At 34.7% G+C, this 16,038-nt stretch carries 11 protein-coding genes; 10 read left to right on the top strand and 1 reads right to left on the bottom strand.

What is annotated here, in order from left to right:
• Positions 1-2 precede the first annotated feature (2 nt).
• The 6 genes from EG358_RS13520 to EG358_RS13495 all read left to right on the top strand — a co-directional run bounded on the left by EG358_RS13520 (position 3) and on the right by EG358_RS13495 (position 5,589).
• Positions 3-1,088 carry a glycosyltransferase gene (locus EG358_RS13520; protein ID WP_076559857.1) on the top strand — a complete coding sequence of 362 codons (1,086 nt, stop codon included), beginning with the start codon at positions 3-5 and terminating at the stop codon, positions 1,086-1,088.
• Between the two features lie 59 nt (positions 1,089-1,147).
• On the top strand, positions 1,148-1,492 hold the full coding sequence (locus EG358_RS13515; RefSeq protein ID WP_076559859.1) for a hypothetical protein: 345 nt from the start codon (positions 1,148-1,150) through the stop codon (positions 1,490-1,492).
• A 227-nt stretch (positions 1,493-1,719) separates the two neighbouring features.
• Positions 1,720-3,123, top strand: a complete 1,404-nt coding sequence (gene lpdA / locus EG358_RS13510; protein ID WP_076559861.1) for a dihydrolipoyl dehydrogenase — start codon at positions 1,720-1,722, stop codon at positions 3,121-3,123.
• A 188-nt stretch (positions 3,124-3,311) separates the two neighbouring features.
• Positions 3,312-4,187: a DUF4476 domain-containing protein gene (locus EG358_RS13505; protein WP_076559863.1), complete on the top strand. Its 876-nt coding sequence runs from the start codon at positions 3,312-3,314 to the stop codon at positions 4,185-4,187.
• 9 nt (positions 4,188-4,196) lie between these two features.
• Positions 4,197-4,685: a hypothetical protein gene (locus EG358_RS13500; RefSeq protein ID WP_076559864.1), complete on the top strand. Its 489-nt coding sequence runs from the start codon at positions 4,197-4,199 to the stop codon at positions 4,683-4,685.
• Positions 4,686-4,764: 79 nt separating this feature from the next.
• Complete coding sequence (locus EG358_RS13495) at positions 4,765-5,589, top strand: CvfB family protein (protein WP_076559866.1); 825 nt, start codon at positions 4,765-4,767, stop codon at positions 5,587-5,589.
• Between the two features lie 59 nt (positions 5,590-5,648).
• Here EG358_RS13495 and EG358_RS13490 read toward each other — a convergent pair whose 3' ends face one another.
• Entirely contained in the window at positions 5,649-8,732 is a 3,084-nt protein-coding gene (locus EG358_RS13490) for a T9SS type B sorting domain-containing protein (protein ID WP_164462483.1), read from the bottom strand.
• Positions 8,733-9,012: 280 nt separating this feature from the next.
• Here EG358_RS13490 and EG358_RS13485 point away from each other — a divergent pair, with 280 nt between their 5' ends.
• The 4 genes from EG358_RS13485 to EG358_RS13470 all read left to right on the top strand — a co-directional run bounded on the left by EG358_RS13485 (position 9,013) and on the right by EG358_RS13470 (position 15,396).
• A complete protein-coding gene (locus EG358_RS13485) occupies positions 9,013-9,606 on the top strand; it encodes a TetR/AcrR family transcriptional regulator (RefSeq protein ID WP_076559870.1) in 594 nt (197 codons plus the stop codon).
• Between the two features lie 92 nt (positions 9,607-9,698).
• On the top strand, positions 9,699-11,051 hold the full coding sequence (locus tag EG358_RS13480; protein WP_076559872.1) for a TolC family protein: 1,353 nt from the start codon (positions 9,699-9,701) through the stop codon (positions 11,049-11,051).
• A gap of 88 nt (positions 11,052-11,139) precedes the next feature.
• Complete coding sequence (locus EG358_RS13475) at positions 11,140-12,201, top strand: efflux RND transporter periplasmic adaptor subunit (protein ID WP_076559875.1); 1,062 nt, start codon at positions 11,140-11,142, stop codon at positions 12,199-12,201.
• 6 nt (positions 12,202-12,207) lie between these two features.
• Positions 12,208-15,396, top strand: coding sequence for an efflux RND transporter permease subunit (locus tag EG358_RS13470; RefSeq protein ID WP_076559877.1), 3,189 nt, complete (start codon positions 12,208-12,210; stop codon positions 15,394-15,396).
• The last annotated feature ends 642 nt before the right edge of the window (positions 15,397-16,038 follow it).

Below are 16,038 nucleotides of genomic sequence, written 5' to 3'. Positions count from 1 at the left end.
GGATGAATAAGAAAATTTCTGTCATGTTTATTCTGCCGGATCTCGAAACCGGAGGTGCAGAAAGAATCGTTACCACCATTGCAAATCATCTTTCCAGAGATCGTTTTGAACCTAAGATTTTGCTTTTACGAAAACAAGGTGGTTATCTGGATTTTCTTAAAAAAGACATCGAAATTATTGATCTGAATATTGAAAGAATCAGAAATTCTTTAAAACCGATTCTTTCACAAATTTACCGCAGAAAACCCGATATTGTTTTTTCAGGATTTGGTGAGGTGAATGCCTATTTATCTTTATTTATAAAGCTTTTTCCAAAAATTAAATTTATTGCAAGAGAAACCAATGTAGTTTCTGAGCATGTCACCAGAAAAGAAATAAAATTCTTCTATAATTTTTACAACAATTACCAACAGATTATTGCGCAAAGCGATGATATGATGAATGATCTTGTACATAATTTCAATATAAAAAAACATAAAATTACCAAAATCAATAATCCTGTAGATTTTGATTTTATCAATGAAAAACTTCTCATTTCTACAAAACCTGAAAGCTTTCAATACAATTATAAAAATGTGGTTGCTATCGGCAATTTGTCGGCTAGAAAAGGTTTCGACAATTTGCTGAAAGTTTTTTCAAGACTTAAAAATGAGAAAATTATCCTTCATATTTTAGGAGATGGAAGAGATCGTGAATTGCTGAATCAGATGAAAGATTTTTTAGGTCTAAAAAAAGTTGTTTTTCATGGCAGACAAGAAAATCCGTATCAATTTCTGAAGTTTGCTGATTTGTTTATTCTTTCTTCGCGTTACGAAGGTTTTCCTAATGTCTTATTGGAAGCGGGAGCTTGTGGAACGTATTCGTTGGCTAATAATTGTCGTGGCGGAATCAACGAAATTATTCAAGACAGAATAAACGGTGAGATTTCTGATATTGAAAATCCCGAAGATTTCTCGCAAAAAATTATGCAGATTTTACATCAGTCGTATGATCAGGATGCGATAAAAAATTCTATAAAATCTAGATTTTCCAAAGAAATTATTTTAGATAGATATGAGAAGATTTTGTTGGATTTGATGAAGAAATAATAATCTTTATATTTTCTTAAATTTGCATCTCAATTTTATTTAAAATCAATATTTCATTCATGAAAAAACTTCCGAAACTGGGTTGTGCTTGCGAAAAACACGACTTAAGTGAATATGAATATAGAACTTCAATAGTTGGTACAGATTTTACCAATGATAAAAATGCAGAAGTGAGTATCATTCAATGCAGACTTTGTCAAAGAATTTGGCTTAAATACACTGTTGAATCCGAAACCGCTCCAGAATTAAGCAGATGGTTCAAGGGAATTATAGCTAAAAAGGAAGTTGCAGAAATGAAACCTGAAAATGCAATAGAATATTTGGAAAACCTTCCATGGTACATTTGCGGCGGTTCTTATTTTGGAAATAAAGAAGTTTTTGGAGAAGGGAAATTGAATTTGTAAACTAGGCTAGATGTCAGATGCTTAAAAAATATTCTCAATCATTTAAACATCCATCATCCATCTTCAAACTTCCTGCTTGAAAAATATTCTCAATCAATTAAATTTCCATCTTCTAACATCCATCATCCCGCAACAAAAAACTTGACAAAACTCACTTGGGTGCGTGATAATTAATCATTAAATTTGTAAGAATTAATTAATCAGATAATAATAAATAAAAATATAAAATGAGTCAATTCGATGTTACCGTAATCGGTTCTGGTCCTGGAGGTTATGTAGCTGCTATTCGCGCTGCACAATTGGGTTTCAAAACAGCAATTATTGAAAAATATTCAACTTTAGGCGGAACTTGTCTTAACGTTGGATGTATTCCTTCAAAAGCGCTTTTAGACAGCTCTGAGCATTTCGAAAACGCAAAGCACAATTTTGAAAACCACGGAATTATCATTAACGAGCCAAAAGCAGATATTGCAAGAATGATTGCGAGAAAAAACGAAGTGGTAGAGCAGACTACAAAAGGTATTAACTTTTTGATGGACAAAAACAAAATCACTGTTTTTGAAGGTCTTGGAAGCTTCGAATCTGCAACTCAGATTAAAGTAACTAAAAACGACGGTTCTACAGAAACAATAGAATCTAAATATACGATCATTGCAACAGGTTCTAAACCATCATCTTTACCTTTCATCACGTTAGACAAAGAAAGAGTGATCACTTCTACAGAAGCTTTAAATTTAAAAGAAATTCCTAAGCATTTAGTAGTAATCGGAGGTGGAGTTATCGGTCTTGAATTAGGTTCTGTTTACTTAAGATTAGGAGCTCAGGTTACTGTGGTTGAGTTTATGGACAAAATCATTCCTACAATGGATGGAGCTTTAAGCAAAGAATTGACTAAAGTTCTTAAAAAACAAGGAATGAAATTCATGCTTTCTACAGCGGTTTCTGCAGTTGAAAGAAATGGAGACTCTGTAAAAGTTACGGCTAAAGATAAAAAAGGAGAAGAAGTAACCGTTGAAGGAGATTACTGTTTGGTTTCTGTAGGTAGAAAACCTTATACAGAAGGTCTTGGCCTTGAAAAAGCAGGCGTAGAGCTTGACGAAAGAGGAAGAGTGAAAACAAACGATCATTTACAGACTAATGTTGCAAACATTTACGCAATCGGTGATGTAATTAAAGGGGCAATGTTGGCTCACAAAGCTGAAGAAGAAGGAGTTTTCGTTGCTGAAACTTTGGCAGGACAAAAACCTCACATTAATTATAACTTAATTCCTGGTGTTGTATACACTTGGCCTGAAGTTGCCGGAGTTGGTAAAACTGAAGAGCAATTGAAGGAAGAAGGTGTTGCTTACAAGATCGGAACTTTCCCAATGAGAGCATTAGGAAGAAGCCGTGCAAGTGGTGATATCGACGGTTTGGTGAAAATTATTGCTGACGAAAAAACAGATGAGGTTCTTGGTTTCCACATGATCGGAGCGAGAGCTGCCGATTTGGTTGCTGAAGGGGTAATTGCAATGGAATTTCGTGCAAGTGCAGAAGACATCGCAAGAAGTTCTCACGCTCACCCGACTTACGCAGAAGCTGTGAAGGAAGCTGCATTGGATGCTACCGGAAAGAGAGCACTTCACATGTAATTGAAAAATCATACATTATATTATAAAGAGAAATCATATTTTTGATTTCTCTTTTTTTTGTCTGAACTTCGCTTGGATTCAATATTTTTAACAAGGTTAAATGGATTAATTTTAAATTTTATTTTAATTAAAATTATTCTTTTTTGGCATGGAAATAGACAGCGAATTCACTATGAAATGAAATCATTATGAAAAAAATATTTATAATTTGTTCAATCTTATCCGGACTATTATTTTTTGCGCAGGAAGCAGGAAAAGCGGGTGAACTTTTAAAAAATGAAGTCTCTAAAAAGGAAATTGAATCTACAACCTCCAAAAGGCAAGATTTACGAAACAATAATTCAGATAATTCTTCAGGGTTCAGAAATTCAAATAATCAGAATAATACAAACAAAAGACCTGCAAACTCAAATTACCAATGGAATAATAATTACGGATATGCGGAAGTTTTTCTGAGAATTCCTGAGCAGGGAAATTTTTCTGTTGAATTGGCAGATCAGTTGATTGCGAACAATTCGGGCAAGTATAGATTTTTTGATTTACCAGCGGGAAGAATTCCTATCTCAATCTACGAGAACGGATTTTTGATGTACAGAACAACCTTAAATGTTAAAAATAATAGCAGACTGGTTCTCGATTTTTTCACGGACGAAGGTTTATATCTTTTAGATTCTTATCCGCTTCAAAATGGCTATTACGGCTTTAATGACTGGAATGACATCTGGAACAATCCTTACGGAAATTCAGGAAACATCGGAAACATAAATTATCCTAACGTGATGGATAATCAAACGTTCCAACAGTTTTTAAGTACGATGAAACAAGATGCCTGGTTTGATGATAAAAAAATAACTTTTATTAATCAACAAGGTCGTCACGCAATGTTTACATCGGAGCAAATTAGCGTTTTGGTAAAAGATCTGAGCTTTGATAAAAATAAAATTGCTTTAGCTAAATCGTTATTTGCAAAATGTGTTGATAAGCAAAAATATTTTGTCGTTGGTGATGCATTAGATTTTGAAAGTAGCAGACGAGATTTGATGGACTTTGTATCTAAAAATTAAAATTCTTTGATGAAAAAATTGATTCCATTTCTACTCATTATGTTATCGGGATTGAGTTTTGGTCAAAATATTGAACCTGTAAGGAAAACTGTTCAAAAAATTAATCAAACCAAAGATTTTACAATTAAAACAGTTCCTTATTCATATTTTATGGATAATAATCAGGTAACAGATAACGGAATTGAATTAAAAGGATTTTATAAAAACGGTGCGCTTAAAAAGATGGAGCATTTTATCGGTTTGTCGGCCTGGAATATTGTGACTAAATATTTTTTTTCAGAAAATAATCAACTGATTTTTGTTCACTCAATAAAATATCAAACCGTTGATGAATACGGATATTTAAAAAAGCCTCAAAAACTTTCTGAATTAAGATGCTATTATGAAAACGATAGACTCATAAAATCTGTTGGAACATTTAATAATGATGAAAAAACAGATTATCTGAAAGAATCTCAAAATCTTAAAAATGATTTGAAAAATTATAATAAACTCTAATTCTAAAACTCTCCAAATCAAAAACCCTTAAAACTCTCCCACTTATTTTCCTTACCTTTGCCAACTAAATTTATCATTAATGCAACTCGGAAAAACCCAAACTTTAAAAATTTCAGAAAAAAACAATTCAGGATGGATGCTTGAATCAGAGACGGGCGAAAGCGCTTTTATGTCTAAAGTTTTTATTCGTGAAGAAAAAGAAATTGGTGATGAGATTGAAGTTTTTGTGTATCAGGATGATAACAAACTGAAAGCAACTACCGAAATTCCTTTGGCTGAAGTGGGTGAGTTTGCGGTGATGAGCTGTGTGCAAAGTCTTCCAACCGGTGCGTTTATGGATTGGGGGATCATCAAAGATGTTTTCATTCCTTACAAACAGCAGAAGACAAAAATTATTGAGGGTAAAAGATACCTTGTTCATCTTTATGTAGATGATGAGCTGAAATTGATTACCGGAACTACAAAATTTAAAAGAAATCCACAATATGAAGATCTTCCTTTCCAAAAAGGAGATAAAGTAGATTTATTGATGATGAATGAAAGCGAATTGGGCTGGAATGTCGTTATCAACAAAAAATATATCGGATTAATTTATACTTCTGATGTTTACAAAAAACTATATCCGCTTTCAGAAGAAGAAGGATATATCAAGGATATTCGTGAAGATGGGAAAATTGACGTTTCACTTCAGCCTGTAGGTTTTGAGAATATTGATGAGTTTAAGCAGAAAATCCTAAATAAATTGGAAGAAAATTTCGGGCTCCTTCATCTTTCAGACAAATCTTCACCGGAAGAGATCAAAGATGAATTGCAGATGAGTAAAAAGAACTTCAAAAAAGCCTTAGGCGGTTTGTATAAAGATAAAATCGTCGATATTTTAGATGATAAAATTAAGTTAGTTTAAAACGAAATTCATTTACTAAAATAAAAAAACGAGCAGAAATTTCTGCTCGTTTTTTTGTGTTATTCTCTGTTCTTTATCAAAAGCCAGCCTGTATAATTTCTGCCGTCTGAAACTTTGATAGAATACCAGTAATTTCCTGTAGGAATTGGTGAGCCTTTGATTTTAGCATCCCATTCTAAAGGCTTTTTATTGATGATTTGTTTGAAAACCAAAACTCCTTTTCTATCGAAAACATGAATTTCCGATCCTGTATAATTTTCTAAGCCTGCAATTTTCCATTTGTCATTTATTCCGTCTCCATTCGGGCTGATCGCATTTGGAATATTAAAGATAGAAAAAGGTTTCTGGCCAATGATACAGCCAGATTTTGTTCTTACATAAACAATATATTCTCCAATTCCTAAATTACTGAATACATTAGAATCTTGCCAAGAAGAGTTGTCTAAAGAATATTCATAGTTTCCGGAAGCTGAAAGAACAACAGTAGCTGTATTGTTATTGATATTTACAGAAACAATTTCCGCTAAAACAGAATAACTCAGCTGAATAGTATCGGTATTGCTACATCCGAACATATTGGTAACGGTCACAGAATAATTTCCGGGACTTGAAACGGAAATTGTTTGTGTGGTCGCTCCGGTATTCCATAAGTACGATGTATAGCCTGTTCCTGCGTCTAAAGTTACCGTTTTCCCTTTACAGAAATCAAAATCTTCTGGAAGTGTAATAATCGGTTTCGGATTTAAAACTAATTCTAAAACAACATTTTTAAAACATCCATCCGCCGTTGCAACTTTCACATTGATCACATTTGAACCTATATTTAATGTATAATTTGCCGGGTTCGGAATTGGAGCTCCTGCTTGAGTGGTAAAGGTGAAAATATAATTATTAGGATTTGCAATAATGTTGCTTTGGTATGAAGTAAGATCTACAACCATTGTATTGCCTGTAGAAACATTACAAAGTGACGTTCTGTAATTGTCTGCCGGAACATTGTTTTGCGAAAGTGTTACGGTAATTGCCAGTTTTTCAGATTCACAACCATTCAAAGTTTGGGTAACGAAATAAGTTTGCCCATGAACGAGTGGGGTGGTAAGCGGTAAAACATTTCCTGTGGCATTGTAATAAATTAAACCTATTCCGTTTACCACTAAATTTGCTAATGTAGGATTTGCAGATTCACAGAAATCCTGATTTACATTTGCAACAGGTTTTGGTGTATTGTTTACCGTAACCTGAATAGAGATTTTAGTACTTTCACAAGCATTAATAGTTTGTGAAGCGAAATAAGTTTGTCCGTTTACAAGTGGAGTAGTTGTAGGCAAAATAGTATTGGCAGCATCATACCATTTGATATTTTGACCTGTGATTTGAAGGTTTGCTATTGTTGGTTGATCGGTTGCACAAAAAACTTGATTTGTAATTGTTGTCGTTGGTAATGCAGGAGAATTTACAATTACATTTTGATTCTGTGTGGAGATATTTCCGTTTCCGTCGCTGTAAGTCCAATGAATGATATAAGTTCCCGGAATTGAATAATTAAGCGTATCTGTAGTTGTAGCAATAATAGTTCCAACGCAATTATCTGTTGCAGTCGGAATATTAGAAATTATGGTGTTGCAATCTCCTGAAATATCGGGAAGTTGTGCTGTATTTGGAACTGGCGCGATGTTGTCACCAACTACAACATTTACAGTGAAACTTCCGTCGCATGCTCCCGATCCTGAAATCTGACATGTATAAGTTCCTGCATTTGCTAAAGTAGAATTAGGAATAGTCGGGTTTTGGAGACTAGATGTAAACCCGTTTGGTCCTGTCCAGTTGTAAATTGCTCCTCCTGTCGCATTTAATTGAATGTTTGAATTGATACAAACAGGAGAATTTGAAGAAACTGAATTTTGCGAATTTGCATTATATTTATAAAATAAAACATCGGTATCTCCATTACCACTATTATTGTTTATTGTAGTGCCATTCATTACAATAGGTTTAGCAGTAAAGTTTGCCGAGACATATACTTCATCATTATGAATGAATATTTCATCGGCAGCATTTAATGATCCATATTGATTGGGCTGCATTGTTGTATTCGATTTAAATAAAACCTCTGGCTGAAAATTACTTAGATTTATTTTAAATAAAACTAAATCTTCATGATTGTAAGTGTAGCCTGAACTTGAAAGAGTACTAGATGATGTTAAATTAGTATTTCCTAAAGTCATATTTTTAGAAAAGCTACCAAATCCGTAAAGATAATCATTAGTCTCAGCAAAGTAAGCGTTATTAAGTGTGTATGTATTATTATTGTACTCTTGAGGTATTTGCAAATTAGAATTATTGTAAAACTGTAAATGTCTTGTAAGATTTAAGGTTGAGATATCAAATTCTGAGATGATACTTTGTATAACTCCGTTATTAGGATTTCCTGTAGAAAAATTTACATTGTCTATTTTAGTAGCAATTGAAAAACTACCATAAACATACATTTTATTGTTCAATTTATTATAATGTAAATTAGTTGGGCAATAAGCCCAATATACTCCAGTGTTATTTGAAATCTCTTTTGAAAGTATTAGTTGTAAGTTGGTGTTAAATTTTTCAATTTTACTATATTGAAAGTTGGCATCTACTTTAGAAATATATATATTTCCATCATTATCCATCGCAGAATCTTTAAAGTTTTCAATATTTTGTCCCAATTGAATAGCATTGTAAAAGTTTCCATCGGTATCAAATTTAGCGAGAAAAGCTCGGGCATACGGTGATGTATTTCCGCTGTTATTAGTAAAGTTTATCAGACCAAAAAAATTTAAATTATAATTATACACACCAGTAACTATTACAGTGTTTTGATGTATAAAAATGTTTTTTGCGAGCCTTCTTACTTCTCCAGTGAATTGCTTTTGCCATATCAATACACCATTTGAATTGTATTTGGTCAATTTATTTACATAATTCATGTAATATCCATCAGTTCCTAATGTATAAATATTTCCATATTCATCTACATTAAATGATTGTATCACTTCTGTTTTTTCCCATTGAAGATTACAATTAAAATCATATTTCTTCATTTTTGCTGTACTGTAAGAATTGTTTGGATGGTATACGAATAAAAATCCATCATTTGTTTTTTTCATTCCAACAGTATCATCAAAAACCCACTCGCCAAAATTTTTTGCACAATTATTACATTGTGCATTTATTGAAAATGAAAATAAAAGAATAATCAGTAATAAAATTTTTCTCATCATTATTAATTTCTGCAAATATAATCAAACAAAGATCTTATACGAATTAATAAATCATGAATATGTGATCCGCAGAAAAAATATGACGAAAATCACATTAATTATTTTGTTTAACAATTTTGTCAAAACGAATGATTGATTTATATTTGCACAAAATTGTTTAACAAAAATGTCAAAACAAGAAAAAAAAGATCAAACCCAAGAGTTAATCAAGCAAACTGCAAAGAATTTATTCTTTGTACAAGGTAAGTTTGATGCTACAACACAGGAAATAGCTGATGAAGCAGGTGTCAACAGAACACTTATTAATTACTATTTCAGATCAAGAGATAATCTGATTCAGATTATTTTTGATGACGCACAAAAAGTAGAAAAAGAAAAATCTGAAATCATTATGAATTCTGATCTTCCTTTTAAAGAAAAAATAGGTCAATTTATTGAGGGAAGCCTTTCTACAAGCCTTCAGTATCCTTATCTGGAAACTTATATCGTTTCACAAATTAATAAAGGAAACTGTCGTAAAAAAGATATTGAAACTGACGATCTCGAAAAGCTTTATAAAGATATTGAAACAGAAATGGAACTGGGAAACATCGAAAAAATGAAACCGGTACATTTTATCCTCAATATGATCGCTTTACTCATTTTCCCAAGTGCCATCAGACCATTATTTATGGAAAACATGAATGTCACAGATAAAGAATTTGATGAGTTGATTGCAGAGAGAAAAGATATCATTCTTAACATGCTTTTTAAAAATTAATTAAAAACTGTTAAAGTAATTTAAGAATTAGATCGTCCTTTAGGAATAAAGATTCAAACAGAGAAAACAAAAAATAAACGAAGTATAAAATTATGAACAGAAAACGTATAACTGCAAAGAAGCTAAAAATTGGGATAGCTGCTGCATTTATGATTTTCGGCTCTTCATCTGCCTATGCACAGCAACAGGTGTCGCTGCAGGAAGCTATTAAGCAGGCTTTACAAAATAAAGCTGAGGCAAAAAAAGCAGCTTTGCAGATTAAAAAAGCAGAGTACAAAATCAATGAAGCAAGAGCCGGAGCTTTACCACAGATTGGGGCTACTGCAGGGGTAACTTACAATCCGGTGATTCAGGAGTCATTGCTTGAATTTGGAGGTGAAAGAATTCGTGCACAGTTGGGACAGGCTTGGCAGTCACAGGCTGTTGTAACTCTTAATCAGACTATTTTTGATCAAAGAGTTTTTACAGGCCTTAAAGCAGCAAAATCTACCAGAGAATTTTATGTTTTAAATGCTCAGCTGACCAACGAACAATTGATCGAAAATGTGGCAACAGCCTATTATCAGGTTTTTGTGCAGGAAGAAAATCTTAAAACTCTGAATGTAAGTTACACAAATACAGAAAAAGTAAGAAACGTAATTAAGAGTTTGGTAGATAATGGTTTGGCAAAAGGAATCGACTTAGACCGTACCAATGTTCAGTTGACGAATATCAGCTCAAGCAGACAGCAATTGGTGAATGCGGTGGAGCTTTCAAAGAACTCTTTGAAGTTTTATATGGGAATTCCTATTGATACAGAAATTGAACTGGAAGAAAAAACAATCGAACCTCAACCACAGCTTTTAGCTGATGCCGTAAATCTTGAAGGACGTTCTGAGCTGAAGGTTTTACAGAAAAACAGAGAGCTTTTAGTATATAACAAAAAAGCTACTGAAGCATATCTTTATCCTACGGTTGGATTGCAGGCAAACTACGGTTGGGCCGGAATGGGTAAAAAATTTCCTTTAACAAACGGATTGAATAACGGAGTTCTTTGGAGTGATTATTCTGCGATTGGTTTAAATATAAACATTCCGATTTTTACGGGTGGTTCTACAAAATCAAAAATTCAGCAGGCTGAAATCGATATTTTAGATCTTGATCAAGACATTCAGAATACACAGCTTCAGCTAAGTTTAGAATATAAAAATGCGGTTACCAATATTGAAAATTCATTAATTAATATTGAGAGCATGAAAAACAACGTTACGCTTGCCGAAAAAGTACAGAAAGACACTCAGTCAAATTATCAGTACGGTTTAGCAACATTAACTGAAGTTTTAGATTCTGAAAATGCATTAACAGATGCAAAGCAGAACTACACAACAGCATTACTAGACTACAAACAGGCTGAGATTAAATTAATAAAAGCTAAAGGCGAGCTTAATACTTTACAAAACCCATAACAACATGAAATCGCTATGAATTGCAGTACAAAAAAATTACTAAAGATTTGGCGATTGCATTTGACTTTTAATTAATAAATAACTTCAAATGAAAAAAACTTTAATATATATCATCGTAGCAGCCGTACTTGTTGGTTTGGCAGCTTGGAAAATTGCAGATAACAAAAAGAAACAGGAAACTGAAGTAAAAGAAGTAGCAAAGCAGGTTGACAAGATCAACGTGAATGTAATTACTGTTTCAAGACAAAATATTGATACCGATTATAGTGCAAACGGAACTTTTATTCCAAAGCAGGAAATGCAGCAGTCTTCTGAGATTTCAGGACGTATTGTGAGTGTTTTGGTAAAAGAAGGTTCAAAAGTAGGTGCCGGTCAAGTGTTGGCAACTATCAAAAGAGACGCGATTGAAGTAGATGTTACTCAGGCGCAAAACAATTTGCAGAACGCAATTATCGACAATCAACGTTACGAAAATGCTTATAAAACTGGTGGTGTTACGAAGCAACAGCTTGATAACTCAAGATTACAGTTAAAAAATATGCAGGCTGCAGTAAGAGCTCAGGGTGTAAGAGTAAATGATACAAGCATCAGAGCGGGGATCAGCGGTACCATCAACAAAAAAATGGTTGAGCCGGGAATGGTGGTTGCACCGGGAACTGCTTTATTTGAGATTGTAAATATCAATTCATTGAAACTTTCGGTTTTGGTTGACGAAAGCCAGATCGGAAGAATTCAGCTGGGTCAGGAAGTGTCAATTAATGTAAATGTTTTACCGGATGATTCTTTCAGCGGAAGAATTACGTTCATCGCTCCTAAAAGTGATGCATCTTTGAATTTCCCTGTTGAAATTGAAGTTCAGAACAGAGGAAACCTGAAAGCGGGTATGTACGCAACAGCGACTTTCAAAACCAACAACGGTGCTGAAACTCAAAATATGTTGACCGTTCCTGCAGAAGCCTTCGTAAACGGAGTAAGCTCAGGACAATTATTTATCGTAAGCAACGGAACTGCTAAAATGATTAAAGTGCAGACCGGTAAAGTGTACGGTGACAAAGTTCAGATCTTAAGTGGATTAAACGGTGGCGAGCAGGTAATTACCAGCGGACAAATCAACCTAGATAACGGTTCAAAAATCAATATCGTAAAGTAACAGCAGATGAAGTTAGCAGAAATATCCATTAAAAGGCCGTCCCTCGTTATCGTATTGTTTACGATTCTTACGTTGGGAGGTTTATTAAGCTACTCCATGATGGGGTACGAGTTGATTCCGAAGTTTGAAACCAATATGGTAACTATTTCTACGGTTTATCCGGGAGCTTCACCTGCTGAGGTGGAAACTTCGGTAACCCGAAAGATCGAAGATGCTGTAGGTTCTTTGGAAAACGTAAAAAAAGTAGAATCATCTTCGTACGAAAGTTTATCGGTAATCATGGTTCAGCTGAACACTGGTGCCGATGTAAACTATGCGTTGAATGATGCACAGAGAAAAGTAAATGCTATTCTGGCAGATCTTCCGGAAGATGCAGATCCGCCTTCTCTTCAAAAATTCTCGTTAGATGATCTACCGATCATGACGCTTAGTATTACCAGTAATAAACTGAATAATAAAGAGCTTTATGATCTTTTAGATAAAAAAGTAGAGCCTATTTTCTCCCGTGTAAACGGTGTTGCTCAGGTTGACCTTGTTGGTGGGCAGGAGAGAGAGATTCAGGTAAATTTAGATGAAAAGAAATTGCAGGGTTACGGTCTATCAATTGGTGATGTGCAGCAGGCAATTCTTTCATCCAACTTAGATTTCCCTACGGGAGCTTTAAAAACAAGAACTTCAAGATCTACCATCAGACTTTCTGGAAAATACAGAGATGTAGCTGAGATGAATAATCTTGTCGTTTCTAATAAAAACGGAGCGCAGGTTCGTCTGTCTGATATTGCAACCGTTTTCGATACCCAGAAAGATGTAGAGAAAGTGGCAAGATTCAACCAGAATCCTACGATTTTGATGCAGGTGAAGAAACAGTCAGATGCCAATGCGGTGGCGGTTTCAGAATTGGTTCAGTCAACAATTGCTCAGGTTCAGAACAATTATAAAGCACAGGATGTTAAAGTAAGTATTGTAGATGACTCTACAGAGTTTACTTTAGAAGCTGCCGATCACGTAATCTTCGATTTATTCTTAGCGATTATTTTGGTGGCAGTGGTAATGCTTTTATTCCTTCACAACATCAGAAATGCATTTATTGTAATGGTTTCTATTCCGGTGTCGTTGATTGCAACGGTAATCGGGATGTATCTGATGGGATATACCTTAAACTTGATGAGTTTATTAGGACTTTCACTGGTTGTTGGTATTCTTGTGGATGATGCGATTGTAGTTTTGGAAAACGTTTACCGTCACATGGAGATGGGGAAAAGCAGAATTCGTGCAGCATACGACGGAGCTTCAGAGATCGGATTTACGGTAACGGCGATCACGATGGTAATTGTGGTGGTATTCTTACCGATTGCAATGAGTTCAGGATTAGTTTCTGATATCTTGGCACAGTTCTGCGTCACGGTAGTTATTGCGACAATGTTCTCTTTATTGGCTTCATTTACCATTATTCCTTGGTTATCATCAAGATTTGGTAAATTGGTACACCTTACCGGTAAAAATCCTTTTGAGAAATTTATCCTTTGGTTTGAAAAGCAATTGGAGAAATTCACACACTGGATTTCTGGAATTCTTGAATGGGCTTTAAAAACAACATTAAGAAGAGTGATGACTGTTATTGTAACATTTATTATTTTGATCTCTTCATTTATGTTGGTGGCATTCGGATTTATCGGGGGTGAATTCTTCCCTAAAATGGATAGAGGCCAGTTCCTTGTTCAGATGGAGTTACCGAAAGATGCTTCTGTAGAAAAAACCAATCAATTGACTTTGGAGGTTGAGAAATACCTTAGAAATGATAAAGATGTGGTAGATATGATTACAACGGTTGGTCAGCAGTCATCAGGTTTTGGTGGTGCGCAGGCGACATTGTATCAATCAGAAATTCAGGTAATCTTAGTTGATAAATCTGAGCGTAACGAAAGTACAGACATTAAATCAGCAAAAATAAAGAGAGCTTTAGAAGAAAAGTTCACCGGAGTTGAGTTTAAAACAGCACCAATCGGATTGATGGGAGCAGATAATGCACCAATTGAAATGGTGGTAACCGCTCAGGATAACGAAACCGCTAATAAAGAAGCCAACAGAATTTTGGCTTTGCTTAAAAAAGTTCCGGGTTCTGTAGATGCAGAATTATCAACTGACTCAGGAAACCCTGAAGTGCAGGTGAATATCGACAGAGATAAAATGGCTTCTTTAGGTTTAAATCTTTCTAGTGTAGGACAAACGATGCAGACTGCATTCAGTGGAAATACAGACGGAAAATTCAGAGCCGGAGAATACGAATATGACATCAACATCCGTTTTGGTGATGCCAACAGACAGTCGATCGATGATGTAAGAAATCTTATGTTTACAAATCCTAACGGTGAACAGATCAGACTAAGCCAGTTTGCAGATGTGAAAATGGGTTCAGGACCAAGTTTATTGGAACGTAGAGACAAAGCACCTTCTGTAAAAGTAAAATCTAAAGTAGTAGGTCGTCCTGTAGGAGATGTTGCCAACGAATGGGCAGCTCAGTTTATGGATAACGAAAAAACCAAGCCTGCCGGGGTAAGCTACATTTGGAGTGGTGATATGGAAAACCAGACCGAAGGTTTCGGTACGTTAGGAATTGCTTTACTGGCAGCTATCGTATTGGTATATCTGGTAATGGTTTCATTGTATGACTCGTTTGTGTATCCGTTTGTGGTATTGTTCTCAATTCCTTTGGCATTGATCGGGGTAATGGTTATTTTGGCCATCACCGGAAATTCATTAAACATCTTTACGATGTTGGGGATGATCATGTTGATTGGTTTGGTGGCGAAAAATGCGATTATGATTGTCGATTTTGCCAATATGAGAAAAGCAGCAGGTGCAACTACACATGACGCTTTGATACAGGCCAACCACGCACGTCTTCGTCCGATCCTGATGACCACGATTGCGATGATCTTCGGTATGATCCCGATTGCGATTGCAAAAGGAGCAGGAGCGGAGATGAATAATGGTCTTGCTTGGGTAATCATAGGTGGTTTGACTTCATCATTATTCCTTACTTTGATTATTGTACCGGTAGTGTATTCACTATTCGATTCAATTCTAAGAAGAATGGGTAAAGATGAAAAAGTAGATTACGATGCTGAAATGAAAGCAGAATATGATCACAGAGAACTAAGTGAAGACGGATTTACTCCGAAACACGTAGATTAATACAACAGCCTTAATTAACCTAAAAGCGCATCAATCAAATTGATGCGCTTTTTTATTTAAATCTCACTGTATAACTTGTGGTTGAGGTTTTTGAAGGGTTCCGACAGGTTCTGAAATACTCCCGATATGTCTCCAGACTATCCTGCAGTCTCCTGAACCCCAAAATATACGTTCCATAACCCAAATGTCGGGGTACTGAACCGTAAATTATAGGTTAATAAAAAGTGCCGATACGTTACCTGACCCTAATTTATAGGTTCGGAAGCATTCCGGATATATCTTTAACCTCAACAGACCTATAAAAGACCCGATTGGATGATTAAATAACCTTATCATTACGGTCAATCAACCTCAACCGATAGATACAAAACCCCAAAAGATATGTAAATAACCTCGTCGTCTCCATAAACAACGTGATAAGACCGGTTAAAGTCACTTAGGAATGTTACATTTTAATAAATGTTTTCAGCTAAATAAATGACCTTTAAGCTTGAAATAAAACACTGAGTAGTAAAAAATCTTTACGGACTTTGCATTTAAAATTTAAAACAAATCCAATAAAAAAAGTCAGATTCCTCTGAAATTCAGAAAAAATCTAACTTTTAAAAAAAACTATATAAAAATATTTTTATCAGAGTAGAG

Origin of the sequence: Chryseobacterium indoltheticum (assembly GCF_003815915.1) — a bacterium.
GTDB classification, from domain to species: Bacteria; Bacteroidota; Bacteroidia; order Flavobacteriales; family Weeksellaceae; genus Chryseobacterium; species Chryseobacterium indoltheticum.
The sequence above is the reverse complement of the archived record's forward strand: the minus strand, read 5'-3'. Positions and strand labels throughout refer to the sequence as shown.